Raw genomic sequence first — 19,434 nt, 5'->3', positions numbered from 1 at the left:
CAATTCGTTTTGTCGCCCGATGAAACTATGTTGCCGACGGCGCACCGGTGTGAGCGTTAAGCAAGGCGACGAGAATCAGGGCGTAAAAAAGCCGCAGCCTGCGCAGGATCATCCGCAGGTTGTGGCCCGCACCACATAGCACCGCATGAATCGCATCGCCAAGGGACCCTTGAGCCAATTCCGATCGCGCTTGCCGTCCGCCTTCATGTGTCCGATCGCAGGCTCAATGGCGCTGCGTCGCCGGATCATCGCGCGCAAGCCATCCGCGATGCCGCGTCGCAATCCCGGGTGGTAGACCTTCACACCGTCGATCGCGACGCCCTTGTAGCCGCGATCCACAATCGCCACTTCTGGACTTACATCGCTCAGAATTGCCGCCTGCTCCAACGCCTCAGCCAGCGTGTGCCCAGTACGGATTGCCCGGCATTGAGCGAGCGCCAATGACCAGCCCTTCCTTGTGAGTCGTCGTGATCGACACCTTCACGCCAAATTCGTATGGTATACGAATCTTTCCTTTGACCAAACACTCGACTTCCGGTGCATGCAGTGCGTACAGCTTGTTCTTGTCCTTTGGCTTCTGCGACACAATCCGCTTCGTACGGGCAAGCAGTTCCCGCAGCGCAACGCGACCCGAGTCCGACGCTCGGTCGACTTGCCGTTCGACATCGCGCATCACCCTTCCCACACGCGAGCGCAGCTTGCGCAACGCTTTCCTCATGCGCTTGTACTGCTTGACGTGGGCGTAGCGGCCAATCTGCAGTGCAAGACGCGGCGCCTCGCGGTTGTAGTTCTGTCTGAGCTTGAGTCCGTGGCCCGCGGCGGCTTTGACCAGATGTTCACGGCACCGCTCCAGCAAGCGTGAATCGGTTGGATTGGCAATTGCCTTGGGCATTACCGTAGTGTCGACGATCACGCCTGCACGTTTGGCGGCCTCAATCGTAGCCGCCAACAGCTCTTCGACGCCCGCTTAACCAACTCGCTTGCGCCAGCATGTCAGGCTCGAAGGATCGATCGGCGGCTCGGTTTGCAGGAACGTCTCGCCAGTGAAGACCTGCCAATTGGGGTTCTCGACCCATTGCCACACGACGTCCTCATCAGACAGCTCAGATGCGTGTTCGCGATCAAGCGCGGTGATGTCGCGGGTCGTCAGGCACTGGATACGAAGCTCTCACTCATCGCCGTGCCCAGTCGCTCCCAATCGATCAAGCCGGCCAAGCGCACCAAGGGATGCTTCAAATTGATCTGCTCAAGCAGCGGTTGGCGGAAGAAATCTCGCTCTGTCACGCGTGCTTTCGGACCCATTCGCACCCATTCGGACCTAGTCAGAATTTGCAGGGCTTCAAGCATGAATATGCCCATACCCGGCAATCCGGTTTCGCCCTTAAACGCCCGTCAGTAAAGACTTAGCCGATTATTCAGGGCCGACTCTATAGGCAAAGGACTACAGAGCGCGTGCGGCAGAATGTTCCATTGGATAACCTGTTTCTCAAAAATGCCGCGATTTATACTGGGGCACTTACTTCAAATCCCGCACAGAAATATCGTATAGCTACGTTCAGCGCGAAGGTTCAACCTCTCGCCATTCATCCGCAATAAAGCAAGTCACCATTTTGGCGGCAACGTCTTTTTTCTCAGGAAACCATCTATGGCCGAAACCATAATCGCGGCATTATTACCTATTGTCATTACATTATTATTTGGATTTCTCGCCGGGTGGCACCACGATTTCGATTCCACTCAGGGCGCCATTCTGAACCGCATGGTAATGCTTTATGCATTGCCGCTCAGCTTGTTCTCCGGGATGATGGGCATACCCCGGGAAGTACTTCTGGCGCAAGGCACGATCGCGATGCTCCTGCTCGCAGGAATGGTCGGCGGCTATGCCGTGATATTCCTGTTGGCGCGCTACCTGTTTCGCCGATCCACTTCAATGTCCGCTCTGCTCGCTCTGGCCACTGCGGGCCCGGGAGTTCCGTTTGTCGGCGTTCCGGTGCTCGGCCATTTATTCGGCAATCTCAGCACGGTTCCCATCGCCTTAAGCAGCATCATCATGAATCTTGTTCAGGTGCCGGTGACCTTGCTGTTGCTCTCGAAAAGTTCCGGGAATGGAGCAAAGCGAATGTCGTTCGGAGACAACCTTCTCCATACGATCAAGGAGCCGGTGGTGTGGGCGCCCATTCTCGCATTCGCGCTGTTGCTGGCAAACGTGCATATTCCGGATGCGGTCCGTTCGTCGCTGCAATTGCTGGGCGGGGCGACCGGCGGCGTCGCGCTGTTCGCGTCGGGCGTCATTCTGTACTCGTATCACGTCGCTTTCAATCGCACGGTGGCCATTTCAGTCTTGCTCAAGAATGTCCTGCTTCCGCTGGCGATTATCGCGGTCAGTCTGGCTATCGGCGCGAATGCCATAACCATGAAAATCTCCGTGATTACCTTGTCCATTCCGACCGCTTCCATCTGCGTGATGCTTGCCGTCCAATACAAGACTGCGGAACAGGAAATAGCATCGATCCTTTTCTTCAGCACGGTTCTCTCCATTCTGACAATGGGCGGCTTTCTCTACTACTTTCACTAACGACTGACCCATTGTCGGCAAACCGCCAGCGCTCGTTAAATAAAACGATTCTATTCAAGGTCTCAAAATGCAGAAAGAAAGTCAGACTGTCGCCGAGTTTATCGTATCCTGCCTCGAAGCCGAGGGCGTCGAATATGTCTTCGGCATTCCCGGCGAAGAAAATATAAAGCTGATAAGGGCCATCACTGCATCCGAAAAAATCCGCTTCATTCTGGTTCGTCACGAACAGGCTGCTTCGTTCATGGCGGATATTTATGGCCGCTTGACGGGCAAAGCCGGTGTCTGCGCGGCCACGCTGGGACCGGGCGCCATCAATCTGCTGCTGGGCGTCGCCGATGCGCAGACCGATTCCAGTCCCCTGGTCGCCATTTCGGCTCAGGTCGGCCTGAACCGGATCTACAAGGAATCACATCAGATCGTCGATCTGGTCTCGATGTTCAAGCCCGTCACCAAATGGGCGGATACCGTTTCGAGCCCCCATGCCGTGCCGGAAATGATCCGCAAGGCCTTCAGCGTCGCCCAGCGGGAGCGCCCAGGCGCGGCTTATCTGGCCGTGCCGGAGGATGTCGAGGCGATGCCGATGCCCGAAGGTCTTGCCCCGTTCCCGGCAGGCTGCGAGAGCAAGAGCTATCCCGCGCCCGAGCTGGTCGGCAAGGCGGCCAGAATGCTGCGTGACGCGCGCTATCCGGTGATCCTGGCCGGCCACGGCGTCGCGCGGGGCGGCTGTGCGCCAGCGCTGAACGCGTTGGCCGAGCGCTATCGCATTCCTGTCGCGACCACGTTCATGGGCAAAGGAACAATCAGCGATCGCAGCCCGCATTCGCTGGGCGTCATGGGCTTCATGCGCCACGACTACGAGAATTTCGCGTTCGATCAGGCGGATGTCATTCTGTGCGTCGGCTATGAGCTACAGGAGTTCCTGCCGCAGAAGATGAACCCGCATCAGGACAAGAAGATCATCCACATCAACACGTTCGCTTCCGATATCGACGCCTGCTACCGGCCCGAGATCAGCATCGCGTCCGACATCGGGCTGGCGCTCGCCGCGCTCACCGACGCGCTCGGCGAAGCGCCGCTGCACGCGACGCCCAACGAATCGAAGATTCGCGCACTGAAGCAAGACGAGCTGGATCAAGGCCGCGCCGACGACGCGTTTCCGCTCAAGCCGCAACGCATCGTCGCGGACATTCGCGCGGCGATGGGCGACAAGGACATCGTTCTCGCGGACACTGGCGCAATCAAGATGTGGATGGCGCGCCTTTACCCGACCTACGAGCCGCTCGCCTGCCTGACGTCGAACGGCCTGTCGACCATGGCTTTCGCGCTGCCGGGCGCCATCGGCGCAAGGCTTGCCTGCCCGGACCGCAAGGTTCTGGCGGTGATGGGCGATGGCGCCTTCCTGATGAACTCGCAGGAGATCGAAACGGCGGTGCGCGAGAACATTCCGCTGGTGGTGCTGGTCTGGGTCGATGGCAGCTATGGCCTGATCAAGTGGAAGATGGATATCGAGGAAGGCGCGCACGACACCGTTGACTTCGGCAACCCGGATTTCGTGCAGTACGCGCGCAGCTTCGGCGCGAAGGGCTATCACATCGACGCCGCCAGCGAGCTTCTGCCCACGCTCGAACGGGCCTTGAACGACGGCGGCGTGTCGGTCATCGCATGCCCGGTTGACTATCGGGAAAACATGAAGCTGGTGAAGAAGCTGGGCGAGCTGACGATCACGTTGTAACCGCTGCGTCGAGCCTGATCACGCCGCTCCCCACGGGAAGCGGCGTGATCGAAGGCGCGCCGGGCGCGCTCCCTTGCCTGCGCAATACAGCGAAGCTACGCCCGCTCAAGCACCGCCATTTCCCTCACGACCACGAGCAGCATCGACAAGCTCGCCCCGCCGCTCGCCCGCAACTCCGCCAAGAGCCGCGTATAGCGGTCCAGCGCGTCCTGCCGCTTCGCGCGCCAACTCTCCACGATCACATCCGGCTCGTCGATGCCGCGCGATTGGTCGAGCGCACTCACCGTCAGCGCGCGCTTCAAACGCGTGAGTTCCTCCAGCGCGGCCGCACGCGCAAGCAGATCCCAATGCGTCGTGATCGGCAGCGCCATCGCCCGTTCGGCGATACCGCGATAGTCGAGCAAGGTGCCGATGCCGAAGTACACGCTCGCGACGACCTCCAGACTGCGCCCGGAGCACGCCGCCACTTCCGCGCTGTCGAGCACGGCGGTCGCGATCTCCCCGCTCGCGACGCGCGCCGCGAGCGTGCTCTCGACGCCCGCATCCTCCAGATCGCGCCGGCGCGCATACCACGCGTCGAGTTGTGTCGCGGGCAAGAGCGCCGGCAGTTGCGGCGCGAGCCGTTGAGCGGCCTCGCGGCAGCGCGCGAGCACGCCCCTCGCCTCGTGCGCGCCGGAGCCGTTGTGCTTCAGATGACGCAGGAACCAGAGCGACGTATCGTCGAGCAGACGCACGACATCGACGAACATGCGCGCCTGCACTTCATCCGCGACGATATTGTCGAGACCGTCGATGCTGCGCCACAAATCGTCGAGATCGAAGACATCGCGCGACATGAGCGCCGCGCGCACGATGTCGCTCGGGCGCGCATCGGTCTCCTCCATCAGCCGATGCACGAAGGTGCAGCCCACGCGATTCACGAGCGCATTCGTCAGATGCGTCGCGAGAATCTCGCGCTTCAGCGGATGGCGCTGCATGGTGTCGCTATAGCGTTGCTGCAAGGGCTTCGGGAAGTACTCGGGCAGCAAGTCCGCGACGAGCGCGTCTTCGGGCACGTCCGATTCGAGCAGTTCGTCGTAGAGCCACATCTTGCCGTAGGCGAGCAGCACCGCGCGCTCAGGCGACGTGAGCCCGGACTTCGACGCGGCGCGCTCGGCGATGTCGTCGTCGTTCGGCAGGAACTCGATCCGGCGCTTCAGGCGTCCCGCGCGTTCGAGGAAGCGCATCATGCGCGCTTCGGCGTCGAGCGTCTCGGCTTCATGGCGCTTTGCGATCGACAGCGCCTGCGTCTGCGCGTAGTTGTCGTTCAGCACGAGCAGGCCGACTTCATCGGTCATCTCGGCGAGCAACGCGTTGCGCTGCTTCTCGGTCATCTCGCCATCCGCGACGACGAGGCCGAGCAGGATCTTGATATTTACTTCGTGATCCGAACAATCTACGCCTGCTGAATTGTCGATCGCATCCGTGTTGATGCGCCCGCCCTTCTGCGCGAACTCGATGCGCCCGAGTTGCGTGAGCCCGAGATTGCCGCCTTCCGCGACGACCTTCGCGCGCAGTTCCGCGCCGTTCACGCGCACGGCGTCATTCGTGCGATCGCCGACTTGCTGATGCGTCTCCGCGCTCGACTTCACATAAGTGCCGACGCCGCCGTTATAAAGCAGATCCGCTTCGGCGAGCAGGATCGCGCGAATCAGCTCGTTCGGCGCGAGCACCGACGCGCTGATGCCGAGCGCCGCCTGCACTTGCGGCGAGACCGGAATCGACTTCGCCGTGCGCGGATAAACGCCGCCGCCCGTTGAGATCAGCGCGGAATCGTAGTCGGCCCAGCTCGAACGCGGCAGCGCGAAAAGACGCGCGCGTTCCTCGAAGCTCGTCGCCGCGTCGGGCGTGGGATCGAGAAACACATGCCGATGATCGAACGCCGCGATCAACCTGATATGACGCGACAGCAGCATGCCGTTGCCGAACACGTCGCCGGACATGTCGCCGACGCCGACCACGGTGAAATCGGTCGTCTGCGTGTCGAAGTTCGTCTCGCGAAAATGACGCTTCACCGATTCCCACGCGCCGCGCGCGGTGATGCCCATCTTCTTGTGGTCGTAGCCGACCGAGCCGCCGGACGCGAAGGCGTCGTCGAGCCAGAAGCCGTATTCGTGCGCGATCGCGTTCGCGTAGTCGGAGAACGTCGCCGTGCCTTTGTCGGCGGCGACGACGAGATACGGATCGTCGGGATCGTGGCGCACGACGTCGGGCGGCGGCACGATGCCATCGGGCGTGCGGTTGTCGGTCACGTCGAGCAGGCCGCGCAGGAACATCTGATAGCACGCGACGCCTTCATTGAGGAACGCCTCGCGATCCGAAACCGGCGGCGGGTTCTTCACGACGAAGCCGCCCTTCGATCCCACCGGCACGATTACCGTGTTCTTCACCATCTGCGCTTTCATCAGACCGAGCACTTCGGTGCGGAAGTCTTCGCGCCTGTCCGACCAGCGCAGCCCGCCGCGCGCAACACGCCCGCCACGCAAATGCACGCCCTCCACGCGCGGCGCATAGACCCAGATTTCGAACATAGGTTTCGGTTCGGGCAAGCCCGGCACTTTCGACGGATCGAGCTTGAACGACACATACGGGCGCGGCTCGCCGTGCGCATCGCGATGAAAATGATTCGTGCGCACCGTCGCCGTGATAACGCCAAGGAACTGGCGCAGGATGCGGTCTTCGTCGAGATTCGGCACTTTGTCGAGCGCCGCTTCGATATCGGCGAGCACGCGTTCGGCGGTCTTCTCGCGATCTTCCGCCGAGCCGCCGCGCGCCGGATCGAAACGCACCATGAAGAGTTGCAGCAACTTCCTCGCAATCTGCGGATTGCCGATCAGCGCGCGCTCGATATACGCGTCGCTGAAAGTCGAGCCGACCTGGCGCAGATATTTTGCATAGGCGCGCATGATCGTCACGTCGCGCGCACCGAACTCCGCGCGCAGCACGAGACGGTTGTAGTCGTCGTTCTCGATCTCGCCCGACCACACGCTCGCGAACGCATTCTCGAAGAGCGGCTTCACGCGGTCGATATCGAAGTCGACATCGTCCTGCAATTCGAGGCCGAAATCGTGAATCCACGCGTTCGGCGCGCCGGTCGGCTCGATGAGATACGGACGTTCTTCATCCACACGCACGCCGAGGTGTTCCAGCATCGGCAGGCTGTGCGACAGCGCGATCGGATCGCCGACGCGATACACCTTGAAGCGAAACGCGCGGCGTCCGGCTTCGATCGGCCGGTACAGGCTCATCGACAAACCGCCCGGGCGCGTGTGCGTCGCCTCGATCAGTTCGATGTCGCGTACCGCCGTGCGCGCCGGATAGTCCTCGCGATAACCGGCCGGGAACGAATCGGCATAACGCTGCAAGAGCCGGTTGCCCGCTTCCTCGCCGTGACTGTCGATGAGCGCATCGGCGAGATCGTCCTGCCAGCGGCGCGCGACCTGCACGATGCGCGCTTCGAGTTCGCGCGTATCGACTTCCGGCATCGCGCCCCGGTCGGCGCGCACGACGATATGAATGCGCGCGAGCGGCGATTCGGAAAGCAGCGGCGTGAACTCGATGCTCTTGCCGTTGAACGCTTCCATCAGAACCTTGCTGATGCGGCGGCGCAGGTCGGTGTTGAACTTGTCGCGCGGCACGAAGACGAGGCACGACACGAAGCGGTCGAAACGGTCGCGTCGCACGAAAAGCCGCGTGCGCTGATGTTCCTGCAAGCGCAGCACGCCGATGGCGATGTCGAAAAGCACGTCTTCGTCGGCCTGGAACAACTCGTCGCGCGGATACTGCTCCAGCACCGTGATGAGCGACTTCGCCAGATGCCCTTTCGCGAGAAAGCCCGCGCGCCGCACGATGTTCGCGCACTTGCGGCGCACGATCGGGATTTCTGACGTGGGCACGAGATACGCCGTCGACGTATACAGCCCGAGAAAGCGCCGCTCGCCTGTCACCTTGCCATCGGCCGACGTGCGCTTCACGCCGACATAGTCGAGATAGCCCGGCCGATGCACCGTCGCGCGCGAATTCGCCTTCGTCAGAAAGATCGGCGCCGCGCCTTCGATGATCGCGGCCGCGCCCGGCGGCAACGGCGTGACATCGCCGTCGGAGGGCGCGCGCAAAGTCTCGCGCAGAATGCCCAGACCCGAGCCCGGCACGCCGCGCAACGCGAAGCCGCCTTCGTGCTCGACCAGTTCGTAATCGCGGCAGCCGAGGAAAGTGAAATGGTCCGCGACCATCCATTCGAGGAACGCGCGGGACTCGATGCCATCGGGCGTCGTGTCGCGCGTCTTCAGATCGCCGATCGCGATACGCGCCGCCTCCGTGACCTTCGGCCAGTCCTCCACGGCCGCGCGCACGTCGCCGAGCACGCGCGCGATGTTGTCGCGCACTTCGTTCAGGCGCTCGCCCTCGCCACAGCGATTCACTTCGAAATGGATGAACGATTCGAGCTCGGAGTTACCGTCGCCCGCTTCGGCATGACCCTGCCCGATGCGCTCGATCTCGCCCGCATGCGCGCCCTTGCCCGCGCTCCAGACGCGAAACACCGGATGAATCGCCGAATGCAGCGCGAGGCCCAGGCGGTTGAGCTCCATCGTCACCGAATCGACGAGAAACGGCATGTCGTCGTTGACGATCTCGACGACCGTATGATCCGAGTGCCAGCCGTGCTGTTCGAGATTGGGGTTGTAGACACGCAGCACCTCGCGCCCCGGCACGAACTTCTGCGCCGTCTGCCAGTGCGCCATTGCTGCGCCGTAGAGATCGGCGACATCGCGGCTCGCGATATCCTCGACATCGACCTGCTCGTAGTAATAGCGAAGAAGCGGCTCGATAACCTTGAAGGTTGGCTCCGGCAATCGCCCTTTCGCGAATTCGAGAAGATCGTTTATTACCTGTTCGACCCGCGCTTCGTTCTTGACCAGCATGGTGTCCTCCCGAGGCTTCCGGTTGCGGTGCGATTGCGGCACGCTCTTCGAATCAGGGAGATTATGCGCCGGCCCGGGCCTTCGCTCGCGAGTCGGACATGTGCGGTTGCACAAAGACGGTGCGCCCGTCCTGGCTACATTAGCCGTGTCGCGTGACCTTTGCGCGACATCGGCTTTCGGCTATTGTCGATATCGGCCACGCGGCTCACGGAGGAATCGCCATGCAGGACACCACGCAAGAGACAGCGCAGCAGACGGTCGTCACGGTGCGGCCGCAGGAAAAACTCGCGACGGTTCAGCATCTGCCGTATTTCATCGGGCTTTCGGCGGCGACGGCGGGCACGCGCGGACTCGCGATGCATCTCGTCGTCGTGCCGCCGGGCGGACATGGCGAGCCGCATGTCCATGTGGGCTACGAGACGGGCATCTACATTCTGGAAGGGCGCATCGAGACGCGCTATGGGCCGGGGCTGGCGGAATCGGTCATTAACGAGCCGGGCGACTTCGTGTTCATTCCGCCCGGCGTGCCGCATCAGCCGGTCAATCTGAGCGCGACGCAGCCGGCTCGCGCGGTGATCGCCCGCAACGACGCGAACGAGGCGGATCGCGTCGTGCCCTACGATCCGCGGGAAGCGTCGGCGCCCTAGTCGGCGCCCTAGTTGGCGCCCTAGTAGCCGGACGCGCCCATGCCGGGAAGATCGACGTAGCCGCTATCGCTAAAACGCGCGCCGCCGAACGCGCCGCCCGCGAGCTTGCCACGCACCGCATACGAAACCTTGCTGACCGCATCGCCGCTTGCGAAGCCGAACGCCTGGCGCGCGACCGAGAATGCCGACACCGACACCGGCACGGACAGCACCGTCTCGCCGAAACGCGGCACCGTGCCGTGCTGATCGCTCACGCCGCTCGCGAAGGCGCGGCCGTTGAGGTCGAGATCGAGCGCGACGCCGTCGAAGTCGATCGGCGCATCGTTCGGGTTCTGCACGCGCAGCTTCACGGCGAAACGCATTTCGAGCCCCTGCCCGTCGAGCGGTTCGATGCCCGCGACGCTCACGCGCATCGCGTCGCGATTGAAGAGGCCCGCGCAGCCGCCGAGCGCGAGCATCGCGAAAAGAGCAGCGAAGAAGAGAACGAAGCGATTGCGTGTGGGATTCGATTGCATGAGAACGTGACTCCTCGCGATGTCAGGTTAAATGTGCAGCGCGTCGAGCAGCATGCGGCCGTAGACATGATGAAACCAGACATCGTCGACGACGAAAAGCGCCGCAGCCCACGCAGCCGCCACGACGATCAGATCGCAATGCCCGCTCGTCCAGAGATTGAGCGAGTGGCGCGCCGCGATCCACGGCACGCCGAGCGGATTCGGCCAGTCCGCGAAGAGATGCATGAGGCCGCCGCACGCGAAGCCGAACGCGATGGGCGCCGCCGGATGCCGTCCGAGGAAGTGATACGAAAGCGCGAGCAGCGCGGCCCAGCCAATGCCCCAGTGCGTGAGCGTGCGATGCGTGATCCACAACCTGCGCGCGCGCGTCCACCACGCAACTTCGAGCCAGTCGGGCGCGGTCGCGCCGGCGACGCCCGCCAGCAGCGCGAGCACGCCGGACAAAACCGGCGCGCTGCCCGCCGTCACCGGATGCATCACGATCGCCGCCGCGATGATGCCCGCCGCCCATCCCGTTGCATGATGAGCCTTGCTCGATGCCATGAAGAAACCCGCCTCGTTGCCCTTGCCTGAAGAGCGCGCATGTTCGCACGCGCGCTGGGGTCGGAACCAGCCTGAAACATAAACTTACGCAATTTCGCGCGTCGAAACACGACTGTGCTCACCGCGACGGCGAGGCGGCGCGCCGTTGACTAAAATGGTTGCTAGAGATCGCTGCGCAAAGCGATGCTGCGGGACGCTGCTCGATGCGTCCCACGCCCGCCTTGGCGCACGCTGGCATTGAACTATCTATCCGAATCCGGCCGTCATGCAACACCTGAAATACCTGAGCGCCTACCCGAACGTGCTGCAGGAGAAAGTGCGCCGACTGATTGCCCAGCAACAACTGGGCGTTTATCTCGACGCACGCTATCCGAACAAGCACGTCGTCCAGTCCGATCGCGCGCTCTATGAATATTGCTCAGATCTGAAGCAGGAATTCCTGCGCGTCGCGCCCGCGATCGACAAGGTCTTCTACGACAGCAAGCTCGACGTGCTGCGTCACGCGCTCGGCCTGCATACCGCGATCTCGCGCGTGCAAGGCGCGAAGCTCAAGGCAAAGAAGGAGATCCGCATCGCGTCGCTCTTCCGGGACACCGCGCCGGAGTTTCTTCGAATGATCGTCGTGCACGAGCTTGCGCATCTGAAGGAAAGCGATCACAACAAGGCGTTCTATCGGCTGTGCGAGTTGATGCAGCCGGGCTACCATCAGATCGAGTTCGATTTGCGCCTCTATCTCACGCATCGCGACTTGCTTCGCACGAAAGTGGCGTGAGCATCGCTGCAACGCATCAATATGACCAGGCGAGCGCGGCTGCGTATGCTTCGGGCGCGATGAGCGAAACCGCGTCGAACGCGCCCGCGTCGCGCGTGAGCGCATAGCGAACGCCTTCGCGAGGCAGAACCGAAAAGCGGTGCATGGCGAGATTCGTTCCGCCGATGCCGACGCCGTGCGCCTTCAGCACCGCTTCCTTCGCCGTCCAGCAGTCGAAGAATACGCGATTCCTGGCGGCTTCGTCGGGCATTGCTTCGATTTCGCGGCGATCCGTGTCCGCCAGCACGGAGGGAGCGAGATCGCGCCAATGAAAGTCCGCGCGCGCTTCCTCGATATCGACGCCCACCCGCCTTTTTCGCGATAGCGCGATCAGAGCATAGTCGCCCGAATGCGACACGTTGAAATCCGGCGCGTCCGGATGCGCGAGAAACGGCCTGCCCTGCTCGCCGGCTTCGAGCACGAGACGCGCTGGATCGTCGCCGGTCTCGGCGGCGAGCAGATACCGCAGCGCGCACCGCACCGCGCCGAAACGCGCGGCATCCGCGTGACGCAAAAAGCGCGCGGCGCGCGCGCGTTCGCCCGCGTTCATCACGTCGTAAGCCGCGTTGCCGAGCGGCGCCGAAAAATCGATAGGAAGCAGCCACACGCGCACGTCGTCCGGCGTGTGTTCGGGCAGCGGCATCGGCCGCAGCGCGAAGGGAATCGTTGCTTCGGTCATTTCGGTGCGTACTGCGCCTCGCCGTTGCCGAAGGACCAGTTCTCCTTCTTCACTTCGACGAGACTGATGAAAACGTCCTCGCGCCGCAGCTTGAGCCTTTCGTGCAGGCCATCGGCGACGGCCTTGTAGAACGCGCTTTTCTTCGCGACGTCGCGGCCTTCGTTGAGCGTGACCTGGATCACGACGCAATCGTCCGTGCGGCTAATGCCGAGATACGTGCGATCGACGATGAAGTCCGTCGCGCCATGCTCCGCGACGATCTGAAAGCGATCGTTCTCGGGCACGTCGAGCGTCGTGCGCATCGCGTCGTACACGACATCGCCGATGGCCGTGCGATACGCGCTGTCCTTGCCTTTCTGCAGATCGATGCGAACCAGCGGCATGAGTTTCTCCTCGTGAATGATGTCAGCGATATTCCGGATGAAGCAGCAATTGCGGCACGCCCGCGCGATCGACGTACACGATCGCGTTCTGCTCGAACTCCGTCATCAGTGCATCGGCGGCAGCGCGGGTCGCACCGAGCGCGAGGAGGCTTGCTTCTGCCACCCAGACTTCCTTCGGATCGAAGCCCGCGCCCGGCAGCGCACGCAAACCCATCTGTCCGACGCGCTCGATCAGCGCCCGCTGGCGCGCCGCATTCTCGTCTGGCGCGAGTACATGACCGAACGGATTGAACGCCGTGACGAACACCGCGCTTTCGACGCCGTGCGCGGCGAGCAAGGACGCCACGGCCCCATTCGCGACGCCGATTTTCATGTCGATGTCCGGCCGCGCTTCGATCCGATAGGTCGCCGTATGATACGCATCGAGCGTGGCGATGGGCAATCCGTGCATGCGCTTCAGGACGATCGGCTGGCCATGCGGCGTGCCGCGCGCAGCTTCGTCCCATTCGACGCGCCGCCGCGCGAGCATCGCCTCGCTCACGCAACCCTTTTCGGCCGTGAGGCGTTCCAGCGCGTCCAGCCAATGCGCGTAGTAGGTGTCGCCGCGATCGGGATCGCCCGCCGCCTGCGCGTCCCGGATCGCGATGCTCAGCGCGTGCGCCCACTCCTTCCACGTGAACACGCCGCGCTCATGCAGCGCGAGCGTCATCGCGAACGCCTGCGCTTGCCATGGCGCGCGAAACACCGGACCGTCGTCGTCGAAAGGCAATTCGGGCAACGCGGCGCGCAGTTCGTGCAGCTTCGATTTGTTGTCGTTCGATGTCATGTCACGCGTTTGCGGCATCGAGATAAGGCTCCCAGCAATCGACGCACACGGAAGACGCGGTCGTGTCCGCGCCCCACAGATCCTCCGCGTCGAAACGCACGGTGTAGAGCCACTGCGGATGCTCGCCGTGGCCGAGCGCGTTTTCATCGGGAAACACGTGCGTGCCGCGCACGGCGACGATACGTCCGGCCTTGCCTCGGCAATAGCGCGGCAGACGCGTGTGCGTCGGCGGATTCATCAGCTTCGCGCGCACTTCGTCGCCCACGGCGAAGCGCGCCGCCGACGCGGCCGGCCGATCGCCCGGCGCGCCGCGCAAAAGCGCCGCGCTCACGTCCGCCGCCTTGAGCACGCGCACGTTCGGCTTCGCGGCGGACTCGGAACGGCCGTTCGCGATCTCTTGCGCGCTCGCGAGTCCTTTGGCCATCAGCAGCTTCTTCAAGCCTTCGAACCAGATTTCGTAATAGCTGCTGTTGAGATATTGCGCGGGCGGCAGGCTTTCGCGCGCCGCGCGAGACGTGTCGATGTTCCATTGCCCCGTCGCGCCCATCGCGAGCGTCACGGCCAGCACGCGCCGCTCCCAATCCGCATGAAAGGGCGATGCACCCGGCGCGTCGCAGGCGTCGATTTCGATTGGGCCGAACGCCTGCATGCCGCCCATGTCGTGCGCCGCGTTCATACCGATGCTCCCACTGCCCGCGATGGCGCGAGCGCTACGCCCGTGCCGATCATCGAGTCGCGCGTGACGAGCTCGGCGAGCGCGTCTTCGTCGAGATGATCCGTGCCGGCCGGACGCATCGGCACGACGAGATAGCGCACTTCGGCGGTCGAATCCCACACGCGCAACTCGACTTGCGCGGGCAACTCGACGCCGAAATCCTTCAGCACGCCGCGCGGATCGATCACCGCGCGCGAGCGATACGGCGCCGACTTGTACCACACAGGCGGCAGCCCGAGCACCGACCACGGATAGCACGAGCACAGCGTGCAGACCACCATGTTATGTACGTTCTCCGTGTTCTCCAGCGCGACCATGTGCTCGCCTTGCCGCCCGGTGAAACCGAGCGACGCGATGGCGGCGGTGGCGTCGTCGAAGAGCCATGTGCGAAACGCCGGATCGCGCCACGCCTTCGCGACGACGCGCGCGCCGTTGCGCGGCCCGACCTTGTGTTCATAGGTTTCGACGAAGACGTCGAGCGCCTGCGGATCGATATAGCCTTTCTCGACCAGCAGCGATTCGAGCGCGCGCACGCGCAGATCCATCTCCGGCAAAGCGCTGCCGGTGTGATCGTGATCGTGATGATGTGGATGATCGTGGCTCATGAGCGGGCTCGCGAATGGCACAGACGTCACACGTTACCGGAGTGTGCGCGCGCGTGCAAACGTCGTCGCAGCCCCGCTGCGCGCCGCCTATACTGGATTCAGCGTCTCATGTGAGGAGGATGCCATGACACGCAAGTACATCGATTGCCGCGAGTGTCCGAGCGACGTGAATTGCAGCGTCGCTCTATCCGCCGATACCGAAGACGAACTGATGGAAGCGGCGGTTCAGCACGCCGTCGCCGTGCATCAGCACACGGATTCGCCCGAATTGCGCTCGCAACTGAAGACCTTCTTCCACGACGGCGCGCCGCCAGCCTGATCGAGGCTTGGCGGTTTCAGCCGAGTTCGAAGGTCGTCACGCCGAACACATGCGCGAGCGGCACGTCCGGGGCCGCGCGCGTGTACATGCGCGCCGTTTCGAAAACGCTCTGCATGTCGTGCTCGACGGCGAGCGCGACCGCCGCGGGGTTGATTTCGGGCACGTCGAGGAACACAGTCTCGCCGGGCAGAACGCACACGAGCGCGCGGTAGAGCGCGCGCGCCGTGCTCAGATCGTCGGCGAAGAGCGGACCGATCTTGTGCCCCGTGCCGCAACGCCGCATGACGGCGAGGCCGCACACCGCGTCGCCATCGAGCGCGGCGAGTGCGCGCGCGTGCTCTTGCGGCTGCGACAGCCACGCGCGCAGAAACGCGGGGCGCGCGCAGGCGAACGCACGCGTGTCGTAGTCGAGCAACCGATCGAAGGGAATGTTTCGCGCATCGGTGATCGTCGCGCCATCGGCATGATCTTCGTGCGCCGATGCAACGCCCTCATATCGCACGTTTCGATACGCGAGCACGAAGCCGGATTTCCGATAGTTGGGCTGCTGCGCGAGCACGCCATCGAGCCCGACGTTGCGCGCGCCGAGATACGCCATGCCTTCGTTCCACAAGCGCATGCCGAAGCCCTTGCCGCGCCATTGCGGACACACGATATAGAGGCCGATGAAACCGAACGCATCGCCGTATGCGACCGCCGAGATGCAGCCGACCGGCGCGCCTTCCCACGTGCCGACGAAGAACCCGTGCGGATCGGCGGCGAAGAACGGGCGGGCGTCGTCGAGACCGGGATTCCATCCTTCGGTCGCGGCCCAGTCGAGCGCGATGTCGACATCGCGCGGCGTCATGGGGCGTATCGCGAAACGGGGATCGGCGGGTGTTGCGTGCAACGGGCAGGGAACGGACGACATGGGACGCGCCTTGTCGGAATGCAAGTGCGTTAGTGTCGCGCGTTTCTGGTGCAGGCGAAAGCAGGTGAAAGCAGGTGAAAAAAAGCGATGAGACGTGGGTGCAACGAGGGGCAAGAACGGCGGAACGTGTTGAGGGCGAGCGTGTGTCGCCCGATCAGGAACAGCCTTGACGCCGCTCGCCGCGGCCGAAGCTTTGGCGCGAGCGCCAGTCTTCCGAGCGCAGGACATGCTCGCCGTCCTCGCGCGCTTCTTCCTCGGTTTCGAAGCCTTCGTCGCTATACGCGACGACCTTCATTCCGCCTCCCGCCGCTCGTTCGACGGTAATGCCCCAATGCCACCCGCCTTCCTGAAGAAAGACGTGCAGCGTCGGTTGCGACGATGTGGTCAGTTCCATATATGCGGCTCCCTCAAGCAGATGGCCGTAATGCTTACCGGCCCGCCCGATGAAACGCTCTGTGCTTACCGGCGTTTGATTATTCATGTCCATGCGTTCGAGGCATGAAGCGGCGGCCCGTGCCACCGCCTAGAACAGCATACGCAATGCGATGCTGCGTTGCAACACGAGATTTCCCTAAGGCGTCGCGCGAATGGCACGCCCATTACGGGAGTCAACATGAAAGGCGTGACCGTTACGTGCAACGAAGCGCGAGACGTCCGCGACGATGCTTATTCGCCATGGTTATGCGCCATCGTCGTGCCTGCTTTACTCGCCGTCCCAGTAACCCAGCGAATCGCTGGCGCGAAACACGGCGCGCAAGCCTTTTACGCCCGGTTCATCGACCACGAGAACGGCCTGGCGGCCCGTATCGGGATACTCGACCACTTCGGGCGATTGCATCGTGCTGACCGCAAGGTAGCGCAACGGCTGCGCGCCCGTGTTGACGATCTGATGCGCCGTTTCGGAATCGCCCGGCGGACACGCGATGACATCGCCCGCGCGAATCGCATGCGTCTCTTGCCCGATGCGCACTTCGCCCTCGCCTTCCACGACGAAGAACATTTCCTCGTTCACGCGATGATGATGAAACGGAAACGCGCGCTTTCCCGCTTCGAGCACGATGAGGCTGTAGCCGAGTTTCTTCGCGCCGAGCATGCCGCCGATACGCGCGATGCGTGGCGCGTAACGTTCGGCGGCGGGACCCGTCGGTGCAAATTCGGGCGGCAGCGGTTGTGGATCGAGCGTTTCGAGATTGACGATGGGCGGTTTCATATTGGCGTCGAAGTTGGATTTCATGCGCTCGTCACGCGAATGTCACGCGCGGCTTCGTGCTCGTCGAGCCATGCGGCGATGGCTTTGCACGTCCAGTCGGCGTCGTCGTGAGGCAGATCGTGCCCCGCCCACGGATGTACCGCGTGCGAGGCGCGCCATTGCGTCGCGATGCGCACGGAACATATCGGATCGACGAGCCGATCCGACGCCGACGATAGCAGCAACACAGGGCAGCGCGGCGCATCGCGGCCCGCGCGAAAGCGCGCCGCCGCCGCGAGTTGCCGCAGCGCATTCGCCGCGCTCGCGCCATGCGTGCGCCGAAAATGCGTCCACTGCGCGATATCCGCGTCGCGCGCGTCCACACGATTGCACGTGAGGTCGTGAATCAGCGCTTCGCATCGTTCGGGTCGCGTCCACGTTCTCGCGACGCGAGCGAGCGTCGGCCATGCCGCGGGACGCAGGCGTTCGGTCGTGCGCGCGAACGGACGCATGCTGGTGTTGATCAGCACGAGCCGCTCGATCTCGCCGGGATGACGTTCGGCCCACGCGGTGGCGACCATCGCGCCGAGCGACATCGCGAGCACGCGGCACGGCATGCGCACGTTCAGCGCGACGGCGCGCTCACGCACGAACGACATCATCGCGATGACGGAAAGCGGCGCCGCATGCGCATGCTCGACGCCGTTGCCCGGCAGATCGATGCACATCGCGCGCTCGCCCGCGCCGACGAGCCCATGCGCCACGAGCGCCGCATCGAACACGCCCCAGTGATGCGCTTCGCGCGTGAGGCCGCGCAGAAGAATCCACTGGCTCATCGCAGGCCCGTGCGCTGCCAGTGCGCGCGTGCGCGGCGCAACACGTCCTCGCGGAATTCGCCGCTCGGCAGCCAGCGGCGCGACGAGAACGCGGCGCGCGTGAGGAAATCGAAGAAGTTCGGATGACGCCGCAACACGCGCCGCGTGCGATGCGCCTTGATCGGATTGAAGATGCCGAGACGCGAGAACAGTTGCATCGGGTTTTTTCGAATCCAGCGCCACGAGCCGAGTTCGAGCGTCATCGGCAGAAAGATGTTGGGTGCGCGCGCGCGGTCGTATGCGAAATCCCACAGGTCGCCGTGCAACAGGTATTGATGGCTCTGCGGCTCGAACGCATAGCCATGATGCGGATACGACTCCTCGAACATCGTCTTCAGCAGAAACATTTCGGGCAGATGCGCCATCTGCCGCTCGGTGCGCGCGTACGGAAACCAGATGCTGTCGTCCCAGCCGAAGCCCGAATGACAGTCGAGCGCGAAGCTCAGCGGCCGCGACATCAACTCTTCCTCGACGACCGAAAGCAGCGCCGCGCTCTCCACTTCCATACGGCCATCGACGGGTCCGCGATACCACGGCAGCCACGGCCCGATGCGCTGCCCGCCCGCGAGAAACGGCACGCGTCCCTCGGCGCTTTGCGGCGCGTTGCGCATCAGATCGACACCGTTCGGATTTGCGCGGGTGCGTGCGAACATGCCGCCGGGATTGACGATCGGCATGAAGATGAGCCGGATCGCGCGCAGTTGATGATGCAGCGTGTCGTCCCATTCGAGCCGGCGCAACAGCGCGCGCATGTATTCGAGCACGAGTTGCGTGCCGATGCATTCGAGCCCGTGCACGCCGCCGAAAAAGCCGATAGCGGGCGCGTGCGGATCGTCCGAGCCGATCGTCGCGGTCAGGATCGGAAACGCATGCTCGCGGGCGCGCGCTTCGCCGATCGTGCGCCACGCGAAACGCGCGCCACCAGCGACGCGAATCGCGTTCAGTTCGTCCATCTCCGGAAAACTGCTGGTGATGGCAACACTCGACGTGCTCATGACTGCGGCCTGTTTGTCTGCGCTTCGTGGAACGCCCCGCCCGAAGGCATCGAGTATAGGGCGATCGGTCAGTACACGACATATCGAACATCGCGCGGCACGTGCGAAACGCGACGTGCCGGACACGAACAAACGTGTTCTGCGCGTTTTCGTT

The 19,434-nt window shown here is 63.4% G+C and carries 18 protein-coding genes and 1 pseudogene; 5 read left to right on the top strand and 14 right to left on the bottom strand.

Annotated features, from left to right (window positions below; translation table 11 throughout):
- Window positions 1-25 precede the first annotated feature (25 nt).
- A pseudogene (locus AWB82_RS01200) lies at window positions 26-1,302 on the bottom strand (IS5 family transposase).
- 343 nt (window positions 1,303-1,645) lie between these two features.
- On the opposite strand from AWB82_RS01200, the gene AWB82_RS01195 reads away from it, so the two are divergent.
- On the top strand, window positions 1,646-2,575 hold the full coding sequence (locus AWB82_RS01195) for an AEC family transporter (RefSeq protein WP_086964975.1): 930 nt from the start codon (window positions 1,646-1,648) through the stop codon (window positions 2,573-2,575).
- A 67-nt stretch (window positions 2,576-2,642) separates the two neighbouring features.
- On the top strand, window positions 2,643-4,307 hold the full coding sequence (locus AWB82_RS01190) for an acetolactate synthase large subunit (protein WP_086964973.1): 1,665 nt from the start codon (window positions 2,643-2,645) through the stop codon (window positions 4,305-4,307).
- 95 nt (window positions 4,308-4,402) lie between these two features.
- Here AWB82_RS01190 and AWB82_RS01185 read toward each other — a convergent pair whose 3' ends face one another.
- Entirely contained in the window at window positions 4,403-9,268 is a 4,866-nt protein-coding gene (locus AWB82_RS01185; RefSeq protein ID WP_086964971.1) for an NAD-glutamate dehydrogenase, read from the bottom strand.
- Window positions 9,269-9,489: 221 nt separating this feature from the next.
- Between AWB82_RS01185 and AWB82_RS01180 the strand changes: the two genes are divergently transcribed.
- A complete protein-coding gene (locus AWB82_RS01180) occupies window positions 9,490-9,915 on the top strand; it encodes a cupin domain-containing protein (protein ID WP_086964969.1) in 426 nt (141 codons plus the stop codon).
- Between the two features lie 20 nt (window positions 9,916-9,935).
- Here the strand turns inward: AWB82_RS01180 and AWB82_RS01175 are convergent, their stop codons facing one another.
- Window positions 9,936-10,430 carry an LEA type 2 family protein gene (locus tag AWB82_RS01175; RefSeq protein WP_086964967.1) on the bottom strand — a complete coding sequence of 165 codons (495 nt, stop codon included), beginning with the start codon at window positions 10,428-10,430 and terminating at the stop codon, window positions 9,936-9,938.
- Window positions 10,431-10,457: 27 nt separating this feature from the next.
- On the bottom strand, window positions 10,458-10,973 hold the full coding sequence (locus AWB82_RS01170; protein ID WP_086964965.1) for a metal-dependent hydrolase: 516 nt from the start codon (window positions 10,971-10,973) through the stop codon (window positions 10,458-10,460).
- A gap of 265 nt (window positions 10,974-11,238) precedes the next feature.
- Between AWB82_RS01170 and AWB82_RS01165 the strand changes: the two genes are divergently transcribed.
- On the top strand, window positions 11,239-11,745 hold the full coding sequence (locus AWB82_RS01165; protein WP_086964963.1) for a M48 metallopeptidase family protein: 507 nt from the start codon (window positions 11,239-11,241) through the stop codon (window positions 11,743-11,745).
- Between the two features lie 16 nt (window positions 11,746-11,761).
- Here the strand turns inward: AWB82_RS01165 and AWB82_RS01160 are convergent, their stop codons facing one another.
- Genes AWB82_RS01160 through nthA form a run of 5 tightly spaced genes read right to left on the bottom strand, consistent with a single transcriptional unit; the run spans window position 11,762 to window position 14,992 of the window.
- Window positions 11,762-12,463, bottom strand: a complete 702-nt coding sequence (locus tag AWB82_RS01160; RefSeq protein ID WP_086964961.1) for a 4'-phosphopantetheinyl transferase family protein — start codon at window positions 12,461-12,463, stop codon at window positions 11,762-11,764.
- Window positions 12,460-12,846, bottom strand: a complete 387-nt coding sequence (locus AWB82_RS01155) for a tautomerase family protein (protein WP_086964959.1) — start codon at window positions 12,844-12,846, stop codon at window positions 12,460-12,462. The genes AWB82_RS01160 and AWB82_RS01155 overlap by 4 nt, the downstream gene beginning before the upstream one ends.
- Before the next feature lie 22 nt (window positions 12,847-12,868).
- A complete protein-coding gene (locus tag AWB82_RS01150) occupies window positions 12,869-13,672 on the bottom strand; it encodes a nitrile hydratase accessory protein (protein WP_086964957.1) in 804 nt (267 codons plus the stop codon).
- 1 nt (window position 13,673) lies between these two features.
- Window positions 13,674-14,348, bottom strand: a complete 675-nt coding sequence (nthB, locus tag AWB82_RS01145; protein ID WP_086964955.1) for a nitrile hydratase subunit beta — start codon at window positions 14,346-14,348, stop codon at window positions 13,674-13,676.
- The gene (gene nthA, locus AWB82_RS01140; protein ID WP_086964953.1) at window positions 14,345-14,992 is read right to left on the bottom strand and encodes a nitrile hydratase subunit alpha; all 648 of its coding nucleotides are present in this window, start codon (window positions 14,990-14,992) and stop codon (window positions 14,345-14,347) included. The genes nthB and nthA overlap by 4 nt, the downstream gene beginning before the upstream one ends.
- Window positions 14,993-15,116: 124 nt before the next feature.
- Here nthA and AWB82_RS01135 point away from each other — a divergent pair, with 124 nt between their 5' ends.
- On the top strand, window positions 15,117-15,311 hold the full coding sequence (locus AWB82_RS01135; protein WP_086964951.1) for a DUF1059 domain-containing protein: 195 nt from the start codon (window positions 15,117-15,119) through the stop codon (window positions 15,309-15,311).
- A gap of 16 nt (window positions 15,312-15,327) precedes the next feature.
- Here the strand turns inward: AWB82_RS01135 and AWB82_RS01130 are convergent, their stop codons facing one another.
- From AWB82_RS01130 to AWB82_RS01110, 5 genes are all read right to left on the bottom strand, one after another.
- Window positions 15,328-16,221 (bottom strand): GNAT family N-acetyltransferase, encoded by an 894-nt coding sequence (locus AWB82_RS01130; protein WP_235023121.1) that lies wholly within the window; start codon window positions 16,219-16,221, stop codon window positions 15,328-15,330.
- 154 nt (window positions 16,222-16,375) lie between these two features.
- Complete coding sequence (locus AWB82_RS01125) at window positions 16,376-16,615, bottom strand: hypothetical protein (protein ID WP_086965192.1); 240 nt, start codon at window positions 16,613-16,615, stop codon at window positions 16,376-16,378.
- 309 nt (window positions 16,616-16,924) lie between these two features.
- On the bottom strand, window positions 16,925-17,455 hold the full coding sequence (locus AWB82_RS01120) for a cupin domain-containing protein (protein WP_235023120.1): 531 nt from the start codon (window positions 17,453-17,455) through the stop codon (window positions 16,925-16,927).
- On the bottom strand, window positions 17,452-18,246 hold the full coding sequence (locus AWB82_RS01115; protein ID WP_086964947.1) for an alpha/beta fold hydrolase: 795 nt from the start codon (window positions 18,244-18,246) through the stop codon (window positions 17,452-17,454). The genes AWB82_RS01120 and AWB82_RS01115 overlap by 4 nt, the downstream gene beginning before the upstream one ends.
- Complete coding sequence (locus AWB82_RS01110; protein WP_235023119.1) at window positions 18,243-19,280, bottom strand: M14 family zinc carboxypeptidase; 1,038 nt, start codon at window positions 19,278-19,280, stop codon at window positions 18,243-18,245. The genes AWB82_RS01115 and AWB82_RS01110 overlap by 4 nt, the downstream gene beginning before the upstream one ends.
- Between the last annotated feature and the right edge of the window lie 154 nt (window positions 19,281-19,434).

The organism is Caballeronia glebae, from assembly GCF_001545035.1.
Taxonomy (GTDB): domain Bacteria; phylum Pseudomonadota; class Gammaproteobacteria; order Burkholderiales; family Burkholderiaceae; genus Caballeronia; species Caballeronia glebae.
The sequence above is the reverse complement of the archived record's forward strand: the minus strand, read 5'-3'. Positions and strand labels throughout refer to the sequence as shown.

What these genes read in the sequence shown, in the direction of transcription:
- AWB82_RS01150 (WP_086964957.1), bottom strand. Translation starts at nt 13,672, where the DNA reads ATGACATCGAACGACAACAAATCGAAGCTGCACGAACTGCGCGCCGCG.
- nthA (WP_086964953.1), bottom strand. Translation starts at nt 14,992, where the DNA reads ATGAGCCACGATCATCCACATCATCACGATCACGATCACACCGGCAGC.
- AWB82_RS01195 (WP_086964975.1), top strand. Translation starts at nt 1,646, where the DNA reads ATGGCCGAAACCATAATCGCGGCATTATTACCTATTGTCATTACATTA.
- AWB82_RS01135 (WP_086964951.1), top strand. Translation starts at nt 15,117, where the DNA reads ATGACACGCAAGTACATCGATTGCCGCGAGTGTCCGAGCGACGTGAAT.
- AWB82_RS01190 (WP_086964973.1), top strand. Translation starts at nt 2,643, where the DNA reads ATGCAGAAAGAAAGTCAGACTGTCGCCGAGTTTATCGTATCCTGCCTC.
- AWB82_RS01165 (WP_086964963.1), top strand. Translation starts at nt 11,239, where the DNA reads ATGCAACACCTGAAATACCTGAGCGCCTACCCGAACGTGCTGCAGGAG.
- AWB82_RS01120 (WP_235023120.1), bottom strand. Translation starts at nt 17,455, where the DNA reads ATGAAATCCAACTTCGACGCCAATATGAAACCGCCCATCGTCAATCTC.
- AWB82_RS01185 (WP_086964971.1), bottom strand. Translation starts at nt 9,268, where the DNA reads ATGCTGGTCAAGAACGAAGCGCGGGTCGAACAGGTAATAAACGATCTT.
- AWB82_RS01110 (WP_235023119.1), bottom strand. Translation starts at nt 19,280, where the DNA reads ATGAGCACGTCGAGTGTTGCCATCACCAGCAGTTTTCCGGAGATGGAC.
- AWB82_RS01130 (WP_235023121.1), bottom strand. Translation starts at nt 16,221, where the DNA reads ATGTCGTCCGTTCCCTGCCCGTTGCACGCAACACCCGCCGATCCCCGT.
- AWB82_RS01175 (WP_086964967.1), bottom strand. Translation starts at nt 10,430, where the DNA reads ATGCAATCGAATCCCACACGCAATCGCTTCGTTCTCTTCTTCGCTGCT.
- AWB82_RS01115 (WP_086964947.1), bottom strand. Translation starts at nt 18,246, where the DNA reads ATGAGCCAGTGGATTCTTCTGCGCGGCCTCACGCGCGAAGCGCATCAC.
- AWB82_RS01160 (WP_086964961.1), bottom strand. Translation starts at nt 12,463, where the DNA reads ATGACCGAAGCAACGATTCCCTTCGCGCTGCGGCCGATGCCGCTGCCC.
- AWB82_RS01155 (WP_086964959.1), bottom strand. Translation starts at nt 12,846, where the DNA reads ATGCCGCTGGTTCGCATCGATCTGCAGAAAGGCAAGGACAGCGCGTAT.
- AWB82_RS01125 (WP_086965192.1), bottom strand. Translation starts at nt 16,615, where the DNA reads ATGGAACTGACCACATCGTCGCAACCGACGCTGCACGTCTTTCTTCAG.
- nthB (WP_086964955.1), bottom strand. Translation starts at nt 14,348, where the DNA reads ATGAACGCGGCGCACGACATGGGCGGCATGCAGGCGTTCGGCCCAATC.
- AWB82_RS01180 (WP_086964969.1), top strand. Translation starts at nt 9,490, where the DNA reads ATGCAGGACACCACGCAAGAGACAGCGCAGCAGACGGTCGTCACGGTG.
- AWB82_RS01170 (WP_086964965.1), bottom strand. Translation starts at nt 10,973, where the DNA reads ATGGCATCGAGCAAGGCTCATCATGCAACGGGATGGGCGGCGGGCATC.